Source organism: Hoylesella enoeca JCM 12259 (assembly GCF_000613405.1).
GTDB classification, from domain to species: Bacteria; Bacteroidota; Bacteroidia; order Bacteroidales; family Bacteroidaceae; genus Prevotella; species Prevotella enoeca.
Map to the genome: position 1 here is coordinate 1 of NZ_BAIX01000043.1, position 19,741 is coordinate 19,741.

At 38.4% G+C, this 19,741-nt stretch carries 19 protein-coding genes and 4 pseudogenes; 15 read left to right on the plus strand and 8 right to left on the minus strand.

Annotated features, from left to right (window positions below; translation table 11 throughout):
* From JCM12259_RS10370 to JCM12259_RS10395, 5 genes and pseudogenes are all read right to left on the minus strand, one after another.
* On the minus strand, positions 1-193 hold a 193-nt coding region (locus JCM12259_RS10370), incomplete at its 3' end, for a PcfK-like family protein (RefSeq protein ID WP_025066414.1).
* Between the two features lie 5 nt (positions 194-198).
* A pseudogene (locus tag JCM12259_RS15055) lies at positions 199-629 on the minus strand (hypothetical protein).
* 352 nt (positions 630-981) lie between these two features.
* A complete protein-coding gene (locus JCM12259_RS10385; protein ID WP_025066415.1) occupies positions 982-1,329 on the minus strand; it encodes a hypothetical protein in 348 nt (115 codons plus the stop codon).
* Between the two features lie 139 nt (positions 1,330-1,468).
* On the minus strand, positions 1,469-1,936 hold the full coding sequence (locus JCM12259_RS10390; protein ID WP_025066416.1) for a DUF1896 domain-containing protein: 468 nt from the start codon (positions 1,934-1,936) through the stop codon (positions 1,469-1,471).
* Between the two features lie 25 nt (positions 1,937-1,961).
* Positions 1,962-3,194, minus strand: a complete 1,233-nt coding sequence (locus tag JCM12259_RS10395) for a site-specific integrase (RefSeq protein WP_025066417.1) — start codon at positions 3,192-3,194, stop codon at positions 1,962-1,964.
* Between the two features lie 370 nt (positions 3,195-3,564).
* Between JCM12259_RS10395 and JCM12259_RS10400 the strand changes: the two genes are divergently transcribed.
* The gene (locus JCM12259_RS10400; protein ID WP_025066418.1) at positions 3,565-3,981 is read left to right on the plus strand and encodes a hypothetical protein; all 417 of its coding nucleotides are present in this window, start codon (positions 3,565-3,567) and stop codon (positions 3,979-3,981) included.
* A 386-nt stretch (positions 3,982-4,367) separates the two neighbouring features.
* Here JCM12259_RS10400 and JCM12259_RS15905 read toward each other — a convergent pair whose 3' ends face one another.
* A complete protein-coding gene (locus JCM12259_RS15905; protein ID WP_025066419.1) occupies positions 4,368-5,285 on the minus strand; it encodes an AraC family transcriptional regulator in 918 nt (305 codons plus the stop codon).
* A 456-nt stretch (positions 5,286-5,741) separates the two neighbouring features.
* Here JCM12259_RS15905 and JCM12259_RS10410 point away from each other — a divergent pair, with 456 nt between their 5' ends.
* From JCM12259_RS10410 to JCM12259_RS15075, 10 genes and pseudogenes are all read left to right on the plus strand, one after another.
* Positions 5,742-6,725 (plus strand): TOMM precursor leader peptide-binding protein, encoded by a 984-nt coding sequence (locus JCM12259_RS10410; RefSeq protein WP_025066420.1) that lies wholly within the window; start codon positions 5,742-5,744, stop codon positions 6,723-6,725.
* A 1-nt stretch (position 6,726) separates the two neighbouring features.
* On the plus strand, positions 6,727-7,593 hold the full coding sequence (locus JCM12259_RS17540) for a YcaO-like family protein (protein WP_199898774.1): 867 nt from the start codon (positions 6,727-6,729) through the stop codon (positions 7,591-7,593).
* A gap of 10 nt (positions 7,594-7,603) precedes the next feature.
* A complete protein-coding gene (locus JCM12259_RS17545) occupies positions 7,604-8,029 on the plus strand; it encodes a YcaO-like family protein (RefSeq protein WP_262499186.1) in 426 nt (141 codons plus the stop codon).
* A gap of 7 nt (positions 8,030-8,036) precedes the next feature.
* A complete protein-coding gene (locus JCM12259_RS15070; protein WP_036888952.1) occupies positions 8,037-8,867 on the plus strand; it encodes a SagB/ThcOx family dehydrogenase in 831 nt (276 codons plus the stop codon).
* A gap of 1 nt (position 8,868) precedes the next feature.
* Complete coding sequence (locus JCM12259_RS10425; RefSeq protein WP_025066421.1) at positions 8,869-9,717, plus strand: ABC transporter ATP-binding protein; 849 nt, start codon at positions 8,869-8,871, stop codon at positions 9,715-9,717.
* Between the two features lie 2 nt (positions 9,718-9,719).
* A complete protein-coding gene (locus tag JCM12259_RS10430; RefSeq protein ID WP_025066422.1) occupies positions 9,720-10,433 on the plus strand; it encodes an ABC transporter permease in 714 nt (237 codons plus the stop codon).
* Between the two features lie 3 nt (positions 10,434-10,436).
* Positions 10,437-10,964 carry a hypothetical protein gene (locus tag JCM12259_RS10435; protein WP_148299617.1) on the plus strand — a complete coding sequence of 176 codons (528 nt, stop codon included), beginning with the start codon at positions 10,437-10,439 and terminating at the stop codon, positions 10,962-10,964.
* A complete protein-coding gene (locus JCM12259_RS10440; RefSeq protein WP_060544196.1) occupies positions 10,964-11,710 on the plus strand; it encodes a tetratricopeptide repeat protein in 747 nt (248 codons plus the stop codon). Before JCM12259_RS10435 ends, JCM12259_RS10440 begins: the two co-directional genes overlap by 1 nt.
* On the plus strand, positions 11,697-13,832 hold the full coding sequence (locus tag JCM12259_RS10445; RefSeq protein WP_025066425.1) for a TonB-dependent receptor: 2,136 nt from the start codon (positions 11,697-11,699) through the stop codon (positions 13,830-13,832). Before JCM12259_RS10440 ends, JCM12259_RS10445 begins: the two co-directional genes overlap by 14 nt.
* Before the next feature lie 153 nt (positions 13,833-13,985).
* A pseudogene (locus tag JCM12259_RS15075) lies at positions 13,986-14,699 on the plus strand (IS982 family transposase); the annotation flags it as partial.
* Between the two features lie 101 nt (positions 14,700-14,800).
* Here the strand turns inward: JCM12259_RS15075 and JCM12259_RS16265 are convergent.
* Positions 14,801-15,099 (minus strand): annotated as a pseudogene (locus JCM12259_RS16265) (helix-turn-helix domain-containing protein).
* Positions 15,100-15,111: 12 nt separating this feature from the next.
* Positions 15,112-15,414 carry a helix-turn-helix domain-containing protein gene (locus JCM12259_RS10460; RefSeq protein WP_025066426.1) on the minus strand — a complete coding sequence of 101 codons (303 nt, stop codon included), beginning with the start codon at positions 15,412-15,414 and terminating at the stop codon, positions 15,112-15,114.
* A 505-nt stretch (positions 15,415-15,919) separates the two neighbouring features.
* On the opposite strand from JCM12259_RS10460, the gene JCM12259_RS10465 reads away from it, so the two are divergent.
* The 4 genes and pseudogenes from JCM12259_RS10465 to JCM12259_RS10480 all read left to right on the plus strand — a co-directional run.
* Positions 15,920-17,350 (plus strand): virulence-associated E family protein, encoded by a 1,431-nt coding sequence (locus tag JCM12259_RS10465; RefSeq protein WP_025066427.1) that lies wholly within the window; start codon positions 15,920-15,922, stop codon positions 17,348-17,350.
* 182 nt (positions 17,351-17,532) lie between these two features.
* Positions 17,533-18,525 carry a toprim domain-containing protein gene (locus JCM12259_RS10470; RefSeq protein WP_025066428.1) on the plus strand — a complete coding sequence of 331 codons (993 nt, stop codon included), beginning with the start codon at positions 17,533-17,535 and terminating at the stop codon, positions 18,523-18,525.
* Between the two features lie 4 nt (positions 18,526-18,529).
* Positions 18,530-18,999, plus strand: a pseudogene (locus JCM12259_RS15080) (DUF3408 domain-containing protein).
* Positions 19,000-19,359: 360 nt separating this feature from the next.
* The coding region (locus JCM12259_RS10480) for a plasmid mobilization protein (protein WP_025066429.1) at positions 19,360-19,741 on the plus strand (382 nt) is incomplete at its 3' end.

Here is a 19,741-nt window from a genome sequence, read left to right on the forward strand (position 1 = left end):
CAGCCATAGAGAAGATTTCATCATCATCAAAGCCGTTGCAACCGCTTTTCTGCACTTCATTAAGAATGTAGGTGATGCACTCCTCGATATTCTTGTTCGGTTTCATCAAGTTAGGGGCAAACAAGGGGTCTGTCATAGCACGCTGATTGAGATACTCGGCTATTGTCCGTGTGAAATGTTCTGTTCCTTTCATATTGCTTAGTATTTTGGGATTTCTACTATTTGATTGATACGCCCATATAGGTAGGCTCTTAGGCTTGTTCTGTCGGGTGCGTAATACTCTGTCCATTGTCCGTACTGATTGACAAGGTATTTCTTCAGTACATCAAAGAAGTCAAAGCGATAGCCTTGTAGGGGAACGGCTGTGCGAAAATAGGTGTTTGAGTTCACCGCTTCACATAGCCAATTCTTTTCCTCACGCTCATCATTTCGCCACGATTGAGTTTCATACGCAGGAGATATACTTTGCTGTTACAAAGGCTCTCCAACGGGGGAACGTCCCATTGTACAAACTTAATTGCCAACACTTGCTCACTTTTTTCAGCCGTAGGGTTAATGCGGTAATGAGAGGAGGAGCTATATCCTTTTCTGTTCATCGAAGATGTTGTATTTACTTTTTGCTTATCCATAGCGACATTTTTTTTATGCGTCCAAAGATCGGAGTATGCTGATTCCTTTTTGTAGCAAAATAGAGGTAGCGGGGCAGGCTTACACAAGGTTTTGTCGGAAAATACAACCCGTAGGTGTGGAGATTTTCCAGACAAACCAAGCGGCACAGACCTTTTGAAAGCCACATGCCCCGTACTACCTTTGCGGATAAAAAGGGAACAGCATCCGTCTTCTTCATTTCGCATATTGTGGAGCATTGGAAAGGAAGCAAAAGTGCAACGCTCGTAGTGGGAAATAGAAAAGGTGGCTATCTCAAAATGCGAGATAACCACCTGATGAAATAACATGAAAGGTTTTACAGAGCTGTGCTTCTCAAAGCACGCATAGCAGGATGGCACAGAGAATAGCCAACCAAAATAGAATGCTCAGCAGCGCAAATGTTACTTTTAGAATTACCCTGACTATAAAGCGCAGTATCAGAAAACCTGCAATGACTGACACGGCGGTAACGATTTGCGGCGTTACAATCTTCGAGATAAGCCAAATGACACCGATAACGACGGAAAGCAGGATAGCGAGTTCGATGAAGCGTGTCCAACCGAAGCGGCGGACTTGCTTGGGAGAAGTCGGCTGCTGCTTGATATTATCGGTTTTGTTCGATGCGTCTGCCTTGATGAAGGCAGGTGTGTGGACGTCTTGATTCATGATGATTGTATTCATATCGGAGCTTTTAATAGTTCAAGAGCAATAACAAGATGCGCAGGCTACACAAAGACAAGTGTTAGTATAAACTCTTGGCATGTGGAGCGGAGCGTTTATCTTGGCTCTTGACACTACAAAAGCTACTGGTGGTGTTATATCAAGTCATGTTCTCACTATCGACTGTTGGCAGACCATTGACCTCAATGAGCAGAACGATTGTTCCTGTCAGTTCGGTGTAGAGTTTCTCATACTCTGGACTTGCACCAAAATCGTCAGTCAGTTCATACTTATCGAAAATGCTTTGCACAGCCTTATTCTTCAGAAGCATTGGTGTTAGTCTTTCTGGAAGAGGAGAAGGGAGTTCTTTCTCGAACTCATTCTCTAAGACAGATACAAGCGTGTCATACTTGGAAAAATGCAAATCTTGGTATAATACTTCGCTTGCCATCGTCTCCGCCTCCGGGTGAGAAAAACCTTGTGCTACAGCATCGCAGTAAGCTGTCAATGCTTCGTCTGCGCGAGCAGTTACAAACGTATTTTCATTCACTCTCTCTGGATAATGCTCTCCGAGATACGCTTCCAACTTCAAACGGAAGTAGGAAAGTTCTTTCTTTGTTGTTGTCATAATCTTCTTAGTTTAGGGTTGTACATTATTTTGAGTTGATGCCCATAGCAACATTGAACTTGTCTAACTTGCCAGCCAGCTGTTCCATATCGTGTTCTATCTTCTTGTTGGTTATACGGGCATAAATTTGTGTAGTTTTAATGTTGGTATGTCCCAGCATCTTCGACACGCTTTCCATAGGAACGCCCTTGCTGAGCGACATGGTCGCAAATGTATGCCGGGCAAGATGGAAGGTCAGATTCTTCTTGACACCGCAAAGGTCGGCAATTTCTTTTAAATATGCGTTGGTTTTCTGATTCGTTAGGATGGGAAATAGTTTACCGTCCCGATAGGTCCTATGACTGTACTTGGCGATGATACTCTTGGGAATGTCAAGCAATAAAACATTTGTCTCCACACTTGTTTTCTGTCTCTTGGTCATAATCCACTGCTTGTCATCAAGTGTTACGATATTGTCCGGTGTGAGATTGGAAACATCAATATATGCCAGACCTGTGAAACATGAAAAGATGAAAACATCCCTTACTAACTCCAAGCGTTGAATAGCAAAATCCTTGTTGGCTATCTTCATAATTTCCTCATCCGTGAGAAAACCACGATTTACCGGCTCCAAGTGGAAACGATGATTGAGGAATGGGTCGTGAAGAAGATAGCCACGCTTTTGCGCATAGATGGTCACGGTTTTCAGTGCCTTCAATTTCTTGACTGATGTGTTATAGGCACACCCAGCCGCCGTACTCAGGTACAGCTCAAAGTCCTGTACTACGGATGGCGTGAACTCTGCCAGTCCAATATCTTTCTTCCCATACTTATAGATAAGGAATTCTGCGAAATGCCTTCTTAAAACGCTGTACTTTTGCAGGCTGTCCTTGCTGATGGTATGTCCGACACGCTGTCTGACATCTTCGTTGAACTTGTCGAATATAGGGAGAAAGGTCGTGTACTCCCTGTCTTTCCCGACAAAGAATGAGCGGATTTTATCCAATGACAAGGATTCATCATCCTCGAATTTGTGGTAAATGTTATTCAGCATTGTGGAAATGGAGTCCAATGCGGCATTAGCGGATAAGGCTTCTGCCGTCCGACCTTTGAGCCTGCTGGTAGTGTTATTCCACAGCGACTTGTCCACGAATATTTTCGTAGATCCGAAATTAGCCATCTCTCCGTTAAGGAATACTCGGAGCATTACAGGCGACTTTCCTTCTTTGTTCTCATAGTTTGAGCGTAGGTAGAAGGACACCTTGAAATTTGTTCTCATAATGCATCATTCTTTTGTGTAGCACTCGGCTGCAAAGTTAATACTTAATACATTGAAAAAGAAAGAGTTGACGCCGTCAATATGGTATTCAAAATCCCGTCACTGCTACATTTTTTGCTACTGCAATTTTTGTGTAGCAGTAAGTGTAGCAGAATTTGACCGAAAGATGACTGTCAAAATATAGGGTTATGCCGTCAGGCAATGGAGGTATATACAAAGAAAAATCGTTGTAAAACCTTGATTTTACAACGATTAGCTAATTTTTGAAGGCTAAATTGACAACCCTTGTGAAGCCCTTTTGAAGCCTATTAGCGGAGAGAGAGGCTTGTGAACCTTCGGATATTATAACCTGTAAAATGGAGGAAACGGCATGAAGACAAACAACAACCTAAAAATAAGAACAAACACTGCCAATCATCGCAGTTTCTTTGATTGGGGCTGCAATATGCAGGTCATTCGTAAGGAAAACGGAGAGATAGCCATGACGGAGAGCCAACTTGCAAGATTCTTCGGTGTAACATGGAGGAAAGTCAACCATAGGTTTCAAACAATAATGACATCTTCCGACCTGCATCCCGATGAAAGGGATGCAGGTCAAGGACCTGTTTTCATCAACGGACAAACTAAAGGTTATGCACCGCTCTATCCTCTTTCAATTATCATTTCCCTGTCCTTTCTATTGGACGGCATGGAAGCGCATTTGTTCAGAAAGTATATCTGTGAGAGATTGCAGAAACCTGCATCCGTGATAACACCGATATTTCTGCTCGGTAGCACGAATAACTAATTGATTATTTCTTATCTTTCCTTTTTCTTTCACTGATTATATCTTACTACATAACTACAATAAAGGATAAAGCGGTGAAGGAAAATGGACTATTCCGTAGTTGAAAGATGGGATAGCTATTACTACCAAGTGGGTACTTTCTACACTTTTATACAAAGTAATGCAGTCAAAAATGGATTGTGAAACACAATTAATTTCAAAACTAGTATTTTTCAAATAGGTTGTTCAAAGTTGGCAAATGATTTTTTTGATTTTGTAGAAGAAAGCTTTACTTATCAAGCATTATGTCCCTGCAAACCGTTTAAACGATACGAACTGGATATAGCAAAAATCACATTCCAGTGTCAGCTGACTAACTTTTTTATGCTACGATTTCATTATAACAATCAAGGTCTTCTTCCATATTTGCATCTAAATTCAGTTGGCGTCATATTTACGTTCTTTTTAAAATAATTTACAAAATGGGCATGTTCGGCAAAACCCAGCAAATTGGATATTTCTCCACTTCTATTTAAAGTATAAATTAACAAACGCTTTGCTTCCAGAATAATACGGTTGTTAATTATTGTTACAGGAGTCTCTCCCGAACATTCTTTGCAATACATATTTAATTTGTTGACGGAAATTCTTAATTCATCGGCATAATGTTGCACCGAATGGAATTGTTTATATTGAACCTCCAATTTGTCTAAAAAAGCAAAATACAATTCAAGGCTCTGTTTTTGTGTTTTCTCTATTTTGGAAGCAATACTTTTAAACTCTTCTGTTTCAGAGATTCCATATAAAAGTAAAGTTAGTGCAGCATATACTCCTAAATAATTTCTACGATGATTGGAGAATAATCGTAAGTTATACTTTAGGGTTTCTACAGAGGTCTTAAATGCCAATCTACTTTCTTCGCTTTTGTATTTCAAGAAAGGTAAATTCCGCAGAATATTATGCTTTAAATAATGGGAGCAGTTTTCTGGTAATGAACTAAAAAAGTTCTCAGTAAAGAAAATAGAGAAACCTTCAATTACGCAATCCGAATAATAAGAATGTATGTCACCTGGGGCAATTAACAGCAAAGTACTACTATCTATATGATATTTTTCTATATCAAAAGTATATTCAAAATTTCCGCATTCAACCCATGTTAGCATATAAAAGTCATGAGTATGTAAATTTTGGTCGGAAAGGTTGATATTATTATAGTGACCATCAAAGGCATTTGTGATATGTATTTGATGGTTTGAAAATGAATATTTGCCAATCGTTTCATGACTTAACTTGATGGTTTTGTATGTAAATATAGATTGGGTCATGGATTGTTTTTCGCAAATTTACCAAATTGTATTGTAAATTACAAATGAAATATTGCAAATCTTCATTAATAATGAAAATTTGCAATATTTAAAGCTTAATTTGCAATAATCTACAAAATAGAAAAGACTATATTTATATCAAAATTAACACGGAAACACTTGGAATAAACAAATCTCAAGTTTAAATCCTATCAGTTAAAAGTCTCATTGATAGGAATACGTGAAAGTAGACTAAACCAGTAAAACTAAAAGCTATGAAGGTAAGACGCTTAATTGCTAACTCTGCAATTCAAACATCTGCTATTACAGACGAGGCATCCTTAACCGTTTCTTGTTGTTGCTGCAGCTGCAGCTGCTGCTGTGCATCAGAGTAAGTATGTAATCACGGTGAGGTGAAGAAGTTAGGAACGTCCGTTTTACTTTATCACCTCGCTTTAATCTTTAATTTAAACCATCATGAACCAATTTGACATATTTTTCGACTCACAAAACAAAGTGTATCAGGTTCGTACAAAAAGTGATACGCTAATTTTTGAGTTTCCTGATCCTGAAGAAGAGAAAATCTTTTCGAACATTCTAAAGCTATACGAGAAGTACAGCATCATTAGTTTTGCTATTATAAAGAAAGAACTATGTCATTTTTGTCATAGTAAGGTGTTGGATGTTGTTCAAGAACTTCAGAAATGCGAATTATTAAATAGTGGAAATTATTCCGACTATGAACAAGAAGATACACAAGCAGCGGATTCATACAACCTATGGAAAGGGATTTCTGTAATTCCATGTAAATGCAAGTTGTGTTTTATTGGACACAAACAATTAGGTGAACGCCTTATTGAAAAAGCAAAATTTCAAGGTTATCAAACTGTTAGTGTAATATATACGCCCAACAGTAACTTAACTGAAATAAAAATTGAAGAAATTGCAAACACATATGATTTCGTCATAATGGATGCAACATTTTGGAATCCATACTTATTATCTTGCTTTAATTCCGCAATGTTTGATAAAAATAAGCCATGGCTATACATTGATGGAATGATAGATAATGTAAATTACAGTGTCGGTCCTATTTTCCATGGGAAAGAGACAGGATGTTATGAATGTCTTGCAAGTAGGATGGCAAGTAATGATTTCAACAGCTCATATACTGAAGCATACAGAATCTATCTTACTGAAAAGAAAACTTTTTCAAAAAATAAGATTAGCTCTCTACCTATCGAAGACATAATTGCAAGCATTGTAATTCTTGATATTAACAAATACATCTTAGGACTTGGGGTACCTGAAAGTTGGAAGAATACTTTGCTGCTGAATACATCAAATTATTCAATAACAAAGCATTATTTTCTAAAGAACCCGTTATGCGAGCATTGCAATCCTGAATTATCATACTCAACCTCTCCTTGGTTGGAAACAATTATTCTTAAAGAGAAATAAAATGGGAGTTATTAATAATATGGTTTTTCGAAGCCAAAAAATGATATCATTTCAAAATGGTATTATGCGCTCTATTAGCAAAGCTAGTAGACACAATGAGGATCCTATGATAACTAGCTTTGGAATAACAGCATGTAACACAAAGCTATTAGGAGGTGCTAGATATGGTGGGCGAAGTAGTGGTTGTGGAGTTGATATGTATGATGCATATATTTCAACTATAGGCGAAACGATAGAAAGATATTGTCCTTCTTTATTCAGAATAAACCAAATGAAAAAGGCTTCATACAACGATTTGAAAGTTCCTGCAGTTGAACCTTCTAAATTTGCGTTGTTTAGCCGCGAGCAAATCGCTTTATTTAAGGAGCGTAATGAATTAATCCAAGAGTTCGATGCCAATACTGAAGTATATTGGGATAATTGTGTGGATTTGACAACAGGTAAAACATTATATTGTCCTTGTACTTTTATATACCTTCCATGGCAAAATGACCCACGACCGATATTTTATGGTGTTTCAACAGGCTTAGCAGCTCATAGCAACTATATAAAATCTGTCTTGACTTCTTTATATGAAGTAATTGAGCGAGATTCTTTCGTACTTACATGGTTTCAGAAAATTGTACCTCCTAAAATCTATATATCGAATGATATTGGTAAATATATTTCTAAGCTCTTTCCTGTAGATTATAAATGGCATTTATTCGATATAACATACGACCTTGGTGTTCCTTCAGTTTTCGGTATATGTGTCGGAACGGCAGACTTCGGCAATTTTATTGCTGTTGGAACTGCAACACGGAGTACAAAGGGAGAGGCATTAAAAAAAAGTTATACAGGAGATAGCGCAGACGATTCCTTACTTTAGGTATACGATTTTGAATAATAGGACAATATCAAGCGATGATTTTGCGGAGTTGAAAGATTTTGAACGCCATTCAGTATTCTACTTGAAGCATCCAGAATACAGAACTGTATTTGCACCTTGGATAGAGGCGCAACCATCTATGAATATTGATATTAATGAGACGAGTTCATTACATTCTGAAGATAAGGTATTGGAGATTGTTAATCGACTGAAGAAATTAGACTATAATGTCCTTCTCAAAGATTTAACAACCCCTGATGCGTTTGAATGTGGAATGTACTGTACAAGAGTAATAGTACCTCAACTTCTACAGATGACTGGAGCCTACTTGTATTATCCACTTGGCGGTGATCGATTATATGAAGTTCCTAGAAAATTAGGATACGAATCGCACAACTATGAAAACTTAAACAAATACCCTCATCCATTCCCATAGATAGAATATGAAAGTCAATAATATAATCAACAATCTTGACGTTTCAATGACAAATTTGAAGCCGTTTGAGAATTCACTTGCTCTAAGATTTCAAGAAGCATCAAAATATGATAAATTCAGCTTTCTTCAGGAAAGGAGCAGGATTATGTCTTATACAAACCCAAGTGTAATTCGGCGAGCAATAAACCCATATAAGGTGTATACGTCCAAGCCACAAATTAAATTAGGTATTGGTGCGACGACAGAAAGCAACATGTTGCTACAACTGATAGAACGAAGAAGAAGTACACGTAAGTATGAGGATTATGAAATATCAACAAATGAGTTATACAATATCTTTCACTATAGTTACGGTATTACAGGAGGTTCCAAGATCCACAATGGAGAAGGCATTTGGCATTATAGAGCAGTTCCTTCTGGTGGTGCTTTATATCCTCTAGAGTTGTATGTTTTTATTCATAATTCTTCCATAAGAAAAGGTCTATATCATTATCGTCCAGACAGCGATAAATTAGAGTTGATTTTAGAAGATGTGAATATAAAACAAATCAGCGATATAACTGCAAGTGGAAATATTAACATCGAATCATGTTCCTGCATAATTCTAATAACATCTGTGTTTCAGCGAAATATGATTAAATACGCAGAAAGAGGGTACAGGTTCATACTGCAAGAGGTAGGCGAAGTAAGTCAAAATATTTCATTAATATGTGAGTCAATGAATCTTTCATCTTGCATTTTGGGAGGATATATTGATGATTCTCTTAATGCATTGCTAAACATCACTCCTCCGATGGAGACCATTCAAGGTGTAATAGTTATAGGAAAAGGGCAATAAAATGAATGAGATAAATGTTAGTAAGTTGTCATATGTGACAGATAAAGGCAATGTTATCTTAGACGATATTTCTTTTACCATCAACAAGGGCGAAAGAATTGCACTATTGGGATCTAACGGTTCTGGTAAGACTACCTTACTTGAACTACTTTTAGGGATTGCAAAACCTACAAGAGGTTCGATTTCTATAGAACAGAATTTTTCCTCTTTAAGATCTAACTATGGTGTTGTTTGGGATCAAGTTGAAATCTTTCCTTGGTTAAAAGTTAAAGAGGTTATACGATATTTTGCAGTAATGAGAAAACTGCAAAGTTTTGAATTGGACATTTGCAATTTCCTTGGTTTGCATAGTATTATGGAGCGTTTAATGAAAACGTTATCTAGAGGAGAAAAGAAAAAAGTAGCAATAACCGTAGCATTGATGCATAATCCTCATTATGTCCTATTGGATGAGTTTAGTTCTGACTTAGATGAACAGACTATTGATTCGATTTGGGAAAATTACCTTAAGTTTGGCAAGACTATTATCTTCTCTACTCACAAATGGGAGGAGGCAGAAAAATATGCTACAAAATTTATGTTTTTAAACAATGGTAAGATAGTATTGCCACCAATGACACGCAAGGAGATTCTAGAGAACTATCCATTCCACTATAAGATAGTGATTGGAAAAGAGATTCCCAATGAACAAAAAAAAGATATTGAATATTATAGACTCAATGAGAAAACAACAATTTTACTCAAAAATTTGAATGAGGAAATCATTGCATCTATTAGAAATATAACTTCTAATTATTCAATTGTCGAGACTGATTTAACTGATATTTACAATTATCTAACAAAGAAGTGAAAATGAAAGCAATACTCATCGGAACGTACTATCAAATTTTGAACTTCTTAAGAGTAAGGAAAGCCTTGTTCTTTTCGTTCATATTTCCGATATTTTTGTACGTTGTATTCGTATTTGTTTGGGGCAATGATTCTGTTACATATACAAAATTTATATGCACAGGAATTGTCGCAATTACAGTTGCAAGTAATGCTATGATGGCAATCGGTCGGATAATCGTACAATACAATAGGAATGGTATGGTTAGAATACTGAAAACGATACCAAGAGGATACATTACCCATATAGCCTCGTTAGTTCTAAGCAGAATCTTTCTAATTACTTGTGCAACAATTGTTCTCATAGTCATCTCGTTCGTTATTTCACATACAATTTTCAGTTTTAAAGATTTACTCTTGTTAGAAATAGGAATATGTATAGGTGTTTATGTTTTTACATTATTAGGACAGATAATTGCAGAGTTTCTTGAAGATAAACATTCAGAAGGCAGTATCTTAAATGGGATATTTTATGTAATAATATTCTTAAGTGATTGTTTTTATCCAATAACTGATATGAATCCTGCCTTTGCAATGATTGTGTCAATTAATCCAATGACACCAATACTACACATTATGCGAGGCGAGGGGAATTGGTTTTATGTGCTAATTATTGAAATCATTTTGTTGCAATTGACCACATACATAATAAGTAAGAAAAAAAAGCAAAAAAGGTAATTTATGCGTTTTATACTTGTCATCATAATTTCGACTATAGTCCTCTTCATGCATGAAGGAGGTCACTATTGTGCGGCTAAATTGTTAGGTTTGCAAATAGACAAAATCTCTTTTTCTTGGCGTCCTTTCCCTAGAGTATATATCGCGGTTTTAGAAAAGGGTATTACACATCTCAAGCGTATCGTATATTTGCTTAGTGGAAATCTAATGACAATATGTTTGTTTGTGTTTTTTAACCTTGTTGCATTTGAAGGTGTGCAGATAATATTATTGGTTATTTCTATACAAATCATTTTTGAAACGAATCCGTTTCTTTCGGATTATTCGTCAATTGTTTTTTGGATAGCAAACAAAAGAGATTTGGAGAAAATTCCTACGTATATATGTAATGATGAACAAGAGAAAGAAATTCAGGAATATTTAAAAGAACTTCAAGAGTCATATTTCCTTAGTCCTGCATGGATATTTCATTTTCTTGTGTGGGCAGCTCTATTAGTAGTCTTACTAAAAATTTATATAACAACATATTAATGACATTTATTATGGTTAAGCAATTTTTAATTTCGATACTTTTATTTGCATCATGCAATATTGTATCATTGGGAGCACATCAATATCAAGGCAAAGAATCTTTGCAAGCCCATATTGATGATTCTTTGGAGTTGGCTTTGAAGAAAAGAACAGTAGAGCCTCTTACTAATGTAGGAAAAACACTTTCCTCAAAAAAAGGAAATATATGGGTTTATTGGAAAGCATATCTACAGATGTGCAAGTCTGTATATTATGCATCAGTAAAACAAGTCGGTGAAGCAAAAAACAATTTGGAGTGCGGTATAAACTTGCTGGACAAGGAACAAAATAAGACCACAGAAGACTATGCACTACTTGGATACATGCAAAGTCAATTTATCCGTTATTCAAAAGGAATGGAAAGTGGAATATTGTCAGCAAAAAGTAAGCGTAATGCATCTAAAGCTGTAGAGTTAGATTCTAAAAATATACGTGGATGGGCTGTGTTGGGCATAATTGACTTTTACACACCAAAGCTATATGGTGGAAAAGAAAAATGCGAAAATTATTTGCTTAAAGCAGTCAGTTTACCTTCTCAAAATATTGAGAATCAATATCGACCATCTTGGGGCAAGATAGAAGCGTATTCATTGCTCTTGGCTTATTACTATGAAAATAACAAAAAAGACAAGGTTAGGCAATATTACAAAAAGGCAATAAAGGAATTTCCAAAAGAACAAGCTTTTAAGAAATATGAAAACTATTAAGATGGTTGTTCTAATGTGGCTAGCACTATTTATCAGATTAGATATTCATAGTCAGACCACCATAACGGGACGCGTATTTGAGGGTAAGAATCCTGTTTTTGCAGCAAGCGTTTTCCTTATCCCACACCGTTGTGTGAATACAATTACTGATGATAATGGCTACTTTAGTATTGATATACCAGACAGTCTTTATACAGACACACTAATGGTCAGCTATTTGGGATATAAAGACTATAAAATTCTATTGACCAATTGGAAAGAGCCTTGTATCATTTCTTTGGTTCCAAATCAAAGTACAACAACACTTTCCGAGGTAGTAGTACGAGCTGACCCTGTTGCCAGTAAGGAGTTTGCTGCAAGTCAACTAGACAAAATATCTATTTATATGACACCATCAGCAGGTGCAGATCCTCTACGAGCTGTTGCACTACAATCATATAGTACATCTACTGAGGAAAGTGCTAATCCACAGTTAAGAGGTAGTTCTGGTAATTATAGCAGAGTTTTTATCAATGGGGTACCCGTAAAAAATCCAGTGCGTAACCAGCAACTTAACGGCATAGGTAATTTCAGCTTATTCAGTGCAGACATAGTTAGTAAGCAGTTTGTTTATCCCAGCAATCCACCTTTAGAATTTGGCAATTCTATTGGTGGTGTTGTTACTTTAAACACTACGGATAATTTAACTCAAAAACATGAGACAAATCTGTCTTTATCATTGGCCAATGTTGGTGTGTTTCATGCCACACAGATAAACGACAAAACCTTCTTTCAAGTGTACGGAAACAAACAAAAATCAGAACTGTATAAAATTCTTAACAGTAAGAGCCTAGACTATCTCCAACGCTTTGCATCCACAGACGGAGGCGTAAATTTTCGGACAACGGTATCTACTAAATCATACATAAACGGATACGCTTATATCATTAATGAATCCTATCTGGCTGAGCGCGGAATGTATAATTATCTTGGAATACAGGATGCCAAAAATATTAGAAATTTTAATATTCTAAATTATCGCCTGCATGCCAAAGAAGGAGTATTGGGAGTTAATGCAGCATTAGACATGTCTGACAGTAACTACAATTATGGCAACATCTCTGACACAACCTCACAAAAAAGCGTGTTTATTTCTGCTTCCTATAAACATTTTTTCCCAAAGCAAATAACCATAAGCGTAGGAGCAGATTATGAATATAACTCGTATCATTATCATGGTAATTACCCTATTTATATTTATGATTTAGTAAACATTGCTTCAACACGATATGGTAAAGACAATCTTCATACTACAAAATACGAGGCTTATGCTTATGGGAAATGGATAATAGGTAGTTTCATATTAGGAGCAAGTGTCCGCAACATATTTCAACTTGGCGAAAAAACAAGATGGTCATATCAAGCAAACGTAAAATATGTTCTAAACAGGAAATGCTCTCTGATAGTATCGCTTGGTCGATACAATACACTTTGCTCACCAAGTTATGTTGTCCGAAAGTTTGATAATGCCAAGTCACGACAAATGTCATTGGATTGGAATTGCAATCTAACAAAAAACAGTGAATGCAAAGTAGCTGTTTATTGGAAAGAAGAAAGTTTACCGCAACATCTTATTAGTAGAAAGGGAGTTCATGGGGTAGATAATAATATTATGGGTTTAGAATTGTATGGTAAATATTCGTGGTCTTGCCTTGAATGGTCTGGAAGCTGTTCTTTCATTAAAGCAAAGATGAAATATGACAACTTGACTTTTGATTCTGACAACAGTTTTGGACACATGGGTAAATTTATGCTGTCATACTTGGATCCAAAAATAATAAATATCTCAGTATCTTGCTTATATAGAGGTGGACTGCCTTATACTCCAATCATATCGAGAAACGGCAACGTCGTGTATGGTAATCTCAACAGTGAAAAGTATAATGACTATTTTACACTGGACTTATCAATAAACAGATACTTTCAAATTGGAAAAATAGGAGTAGTTCCCTTTATCACAATCACCAACATTACAAATCACAGTAATCAACAATATAACTATTATAGTCAGAACTATGAACAACAATTCGTCAAATTCTATAATAAAAGGTTGATATATGTTGGATGTAATGTAAGATTATAAAGGATGCTAAATGTTTGCATTTTGTGAGCGTTCATGACATGTTGTTTTGAGAATGGCTAAGGCGATTAATTTGATTACTTTTCTCACTATACAATTCTCATCTATCATCTTTATATTTTGTTGCAAAAGATAGATACAAAGCGGGCAAAATTGTATAACACCTATGTGAAGGAACACCTTGTAGACTTGTTCCCTGAGCAACTCTCATATAACCGCTTCGTTGAACTATAGGCGCGACTTTCTATGGAAATGATGCTCTTCCTACAAGTGTGCTGCTTCGGCCGTTGTACAGGAATAAGTTTTGTGGATAGCATATGTATCCCCGTCTGTCATAACAAGCGTATAAAGCGCAACAGGGTGTTCAAGGACTATGATATTGTCGGGAAGAGTGCCATGGGATGGTATTTCGGTTTCAAGTTGCACCCCATCGTCAACGAAAGAGGGGAAGTTCTAAATTTCATGCTGACCAAGGCCAATGTGGACGACAGGGATAAAAACGTATTCAACAGACTGAGCGACAATGTTTTTGGGAAACTCTTTGCAGACAAAGGGTACATATCACAGGGGCTGTTCGACAGGCTTTTCAACGATGGCGTACAATTGGTTACTGGTCTGAGATGCAACATGCAAAACAAGCTCATACCCTTGTATGACAAAATCCTGCTAAGGAAGAGGTCGGTCATAGAAACCACCAATGACGAACTCAAGAACGTCGCTCAACTGGTACATTCCAGACACCGTAGCGTACTCAATTTCGCAATGAACGCACTCGCAGCAATTGCAGCCTATAGTTTCTTCAACAAGAAGCCATCTATAAATATAGACTTCTGCATTGAAGACAAAGGCGGACACTTGGCCATATTTTGAGATAATCGAAACTGAATTGTATGGGCAAAAACGCCTTCCCTGCCAATTGACAGGGATAAAGGGCTTGTACCCTTACTTCAAAAACTAAACACAAGGTGAGTTTATCCCGAACTCAGGTTCATAGTTTTATTCAGCATCTTTTCCAAGTCTGAAGCCTTATAAAGTATCTTCCCTGCGAATTGCGTATATGGAATAATCTTCCTGTCCCGATAGTCCTGCAAGGTACGAGGCTGATATACAGCCGCTCACATACTTCCTTGCTCGTTAGGAAATGCTCACCGCCAAATAGCGGTTTGTGTGTCTGTGCCACTTCCTTTATCCGTCTGTTCACTCCTTCAAGTGCGGACAGCACCACCTGCAAATCATCCGCTTCCATATTCAATTCCTTTATTGACTCCATTGTCATCTTGTTTTATTTGTTATTCTTAGATTTATCTGTTTTAGGCTTCTCCGATTTAGTCTGCAACAGCCACTCCACGTCCTCACGCTGGTAATAGCACTTATGCCCTATTTGAGCAAAGGGCAACACACCTGTATCCCGATAGTGTTGCAAGGTGCGTTTGCTGATATTAAGCAACTTGCACACATCGCCGTTGTGCAGCCAATCGGTATGCTTGCTCTGTTCCCCAAATGCCTTGTGGCAGGTCTCGGCAAGACAGAGTATCTCATTCCTCAGCCTCGCCCAATTTGAATCCGTAATGATAAAATATCCCATAGTTTTATTGTTATTTTGTTTGTAATTCTGTCTTATTGGTATTGACAACACCTTTGTCTGTTCTGCGTTTCATCGCACGTTTATGCCTGCAAAAATATGATGAGTTTGTCATACTTCAAAGCAGCAGGGAAACATCGGGAACTTCAAGGAAAAGCTAACGCATTTTATCGGCAGCCGTTTGCGCATTCTTTCCCTGTTTTCTTCTTTCACCGTCTGTTTGGCGCAAAGATAGGGCGGTGCATGTCCTATTCTATCATACTTCTTTTAAGTGGCACCTTGTAGCACTCTTGGTGTGGACAAAAGCTACCCTATTTCTGTGCTGATTCTTATTGTTTGCAATATCGGTGCAGAATACTGCAAACGTGTGCAAAGGGGTACACTTCTACCTCTATCTTTCCTTGCTATTTTATCCCCTGTTTTGATTTAATTCGGGCTTAAATCAGTTATTTCTTTTCCTGTCTCCTCAAAAATCCGTGCGAACTTTATTGCGAATGAACGCAACATTATGCAAGCACTCTCCGAATGCTTGGAACTTTCCAGTTCTCTTCATAACTTCACTCTCGGAAACCAAACCAAGCATATAATGAACAGGAACGCAGATAAAGGCAATTCAGTGGACGAAAATAATACGCCCAAGCAAAGGAAGACTTCCTCCAAAAATGGTGAGATAGAAACCTATCTCTCCTCTTATTATGAGTTTAGGTACAACACGGTGTTGGGGCGAACCGAATACCGAAGCAAGGAAGATGCTCACTTCTCAAAAGTGGGTCGCTATGAAATCAACACGCTCCGCAGGGAACTTGACAACGATGTGGGGATTATCACATCTTCCGACAACCTCTATTCCATTATAGAGAGCAGCTTCTCTCCACGTGTCAATCCCATACAGGAGTATTTCAATGGATTGCCCTTGGTGGATATTGGTAATAGCAGAGGTAATTATAGTGGCAATAGCGATAGTTGTAGTCATGGCAGTAGTGGTAATGGTAATAATGAACACAATAACCATTGTGATATTTCTTCCTTTTCACTGAAAGCCATTCCCGAACTGGCAAGTTGCGTAGTTGTGCGCAACTCTGACAAGTGGCTGCCATACCTTACCAAATGGCTCGTGGCAGTGGTTGCCAACGCCATGGACAACCGTGAATGCCGTAACCATACCTGTCTTGTACTGACAGGTGAGCAAGGCAAGTTCAAGACAACATTCCTTGACTTACTCTGCCCACCTGCCCTGCATGGTTACAGCTACACGGGCAAGATATATCCGCAGGAGAAGGACACGCTTACCTATATAGGGCAAAATCTCATCGTAAACATTGACGACCAGCTCAAAGCCCTCAACAAACGGGATGAGAACGAGCTGAAGAACCTCATAACCTGCCCGATGGTCAAATACCGTATGCCCTACGACAAGTATGTGGAGGAACATCCCCACTTGGCAAGCTTCGTGGCATCGGTGAACGGCAACGACTTTCTGACAGACCCCACGGGAAGCAGACGGTTCCTGCCCTTTGAAGTGCTTTCCATAGATATTGAGAGAGCAAAGGCTATCTCGATGGACAATGTCTATACGGAAGCTAAAGCCTTGTTGAACATGGGCTTCCGCTATTGGTTTGATGATGATGAGATTGCCGAACTATACAGAGAGAGTGAGGACTTTCAAGTACAGACTGCAGAGATGGAGCTTTTGTTGCGTTGTTTTGAAAAGCCAACGGAGGATGAAAGTTATTCGTTAATGACCACTACGGAGATACTCACTTATTTGGGTATTTATACTCACCAACCACTTGTTGCCAAGCGTATGGGCGAAGCCTTGAAGAAAGCAGGATACATAAAGGTGAGCAAACGAAGAAACGGTAGTAGCCCTATTTATGTCTACAAGATTAGAAAAATCTTGCCCTGCCCGCTCCTTAAAACTTGTAGTAGCCAAATGTAGTAGAATGTGTAGTATTGTCTTATACTACAAAGTAATACTGATTATCAATCACTTATTACAAAATAGTATGTAGTAAGAAGAAAGATGAAAAAGTTTGGAGGGGAAAAACTTTGGAAAATGTAAAACCACAAAAACAGACAAACATAAATAATTATCATTCAACCCATTAATGTATCAAAACAATGAAAAAAGAAGATTTATCACGTATCAAGCGATACCCCATCGTGGAGTATCTTGAAAGGAAAGGCATCAAACCTATGCGCAGAACACCTTCCTATGCCATGTACCGCTCACCGTTCAGGGAGGAGATGCATCCGAGTTTTAAGGTGGACACAGAGAAGAACCTCTGGATAGATTATGCCGAAGGTAGGGGCGGAAGCATCATCGACCTCTGTATGCGCTTGGAGGACTGCACGCTGTCGGAAGCCATTTGCCGTTTGGGACAAAACGCTTCCGATAATATAACATATAGTTTTCGTAAAGACTTAGTGTCAAATAATTTACAACCTGTAATGGCTGCAAATGGGGCAAGGAAAATGATAGAAGTATCAGAAACCTTGCCGCCACATTTGCAGGAGTATCTTGCGAGGGAACGCTGCATTGACATGGAAAAGGCAACGCCATTTCTTAAATATATCAGTTACGAGGTAAGGGGCAGGCGCTACCAAGCCATTGGCTTTGCCAACCTGTTGGGAGGATATGAGCTCCGAGACAATCACTCGTTCAAGGGAACGATAGCTCCGAAGGACATTACTCCTATATTCACCGACAAGATAATAAACCAAATACAGCCAACTTGCGTGTTCGAGGGATTTATGGACTTCCTCTCTTTCCTTTCAATGAAAGAAGAAGTAACAAATGCCTGTATTGTGCTAAACTCCGTGAGCAATACCGCCAAAGCAATTCGGTATATGAATGCGCAGGGAATATCTTTCATTCGTACCTTTCTTGATAATGACGATGCAGGGCGGAGAGCTGTACAGGAGTTTGCAGGGGCAGGCTTTCATGTTGAGGACATGAGCATACACTACAAGGATTTCAAAGACCTCAACGAGTTTCATGTCAGTCGTGTCCGCGAGCGACAGAAGCATAAAGGGCAGATACAAGCACACATGTCGGTTACAGACCAAAATCAAAACAAGGAATCAAAACAAGTCAAACATAAAATCAGATAGAGAAATGAAAAAGAAAACAATGATGAATGACAAAGACCTTTCGTGGTTCTTGAACAACCAAGAAGATGAAATGGACAATGAGGTAATCCCACAGACGGAAGCACAACCCGTTCCTGTGGAGGAAACAACAACGGACGTAGAAATGAATGAGGACAGTGTTACTCAAGGAGAAGCGGATATCACTTCTGGGCAATCCGAGCATACACGGCATACTGAGAATATGGCTGTTCAAAGACGTATCAGTCCAAGATGAGGAAGAAGACACTCGAAGCCTACAAGCAAGCCTATCTTGTACCAGCTAAGTTGAGCAACCGAAAGGCGGTTTATCTGAGCAGGGAGACACAGGAGCGTGCCGACTTCATCGTTCGCAGGTTGGGCGAAAGGGGCAGCAACCTTTCAAGTTTCGTGGAGAACATCGTGCGCCTCCATCTGGAAGAGTATGGTGAGGACATAGAGAAATGGAGAAGGTTGTGAGCCACAGGAAAAGGGTGAGGGTTTTCTTGAAATGGGACAACCTTTCCACTCAAAACCCTCAACCCTTTTTTAGAGAACATAGCAACAGAAATTGGTCAAACATACTGAATGATGGGAACACCACGAACGCAGTTATACATGGAATACACGGCATTCACTTTTCGGCAGCAAAACGCCTTGTACGTCAACGTTTCGTTATCTGGCATTGCAAGACGTCAGTTTGTACCCACAAACAGCTCTTGCTCCCCTCGTTCGATTGTCGGGGAGATAAGACCGTAATCACTCCGTTCTCATCGGTCAGAGTTCAGGAATTAAGAAACAACAAATCATCTACAATGATAAACTTTCAAGGAAACTTATATGAGCAGATACAAGGGAAAAGCTGCCCGATGGCAGCAACAGGATAAGGAAGAACAGCGGATGAACAAGACGGAGTTCATCAAGGTAAGATGCACCTTAGAAGAGAAGCAGCGTATCAAGTCAAAAGCGGAAAGTGCAGGGCGAAAGTTCTCAGATTACTGCCGTGAGACACTCCTTAACGGAGAAGTAACAGCCGTTCCCAAGATGACCGACAATGAAAGGGAAGCCATTGCCATTCTCCAGCAGACAGGAAAGTTCTATGGGCAGGTTTCCAACCTCATCAAGGTCAAGAACGAAAGGTGGGTACTCATCACAAAGAATCTATCGCTATGTGCCAAAGAAGCATTTAAGCGATTTTACGACCAGCATTTTCGCGTGAATG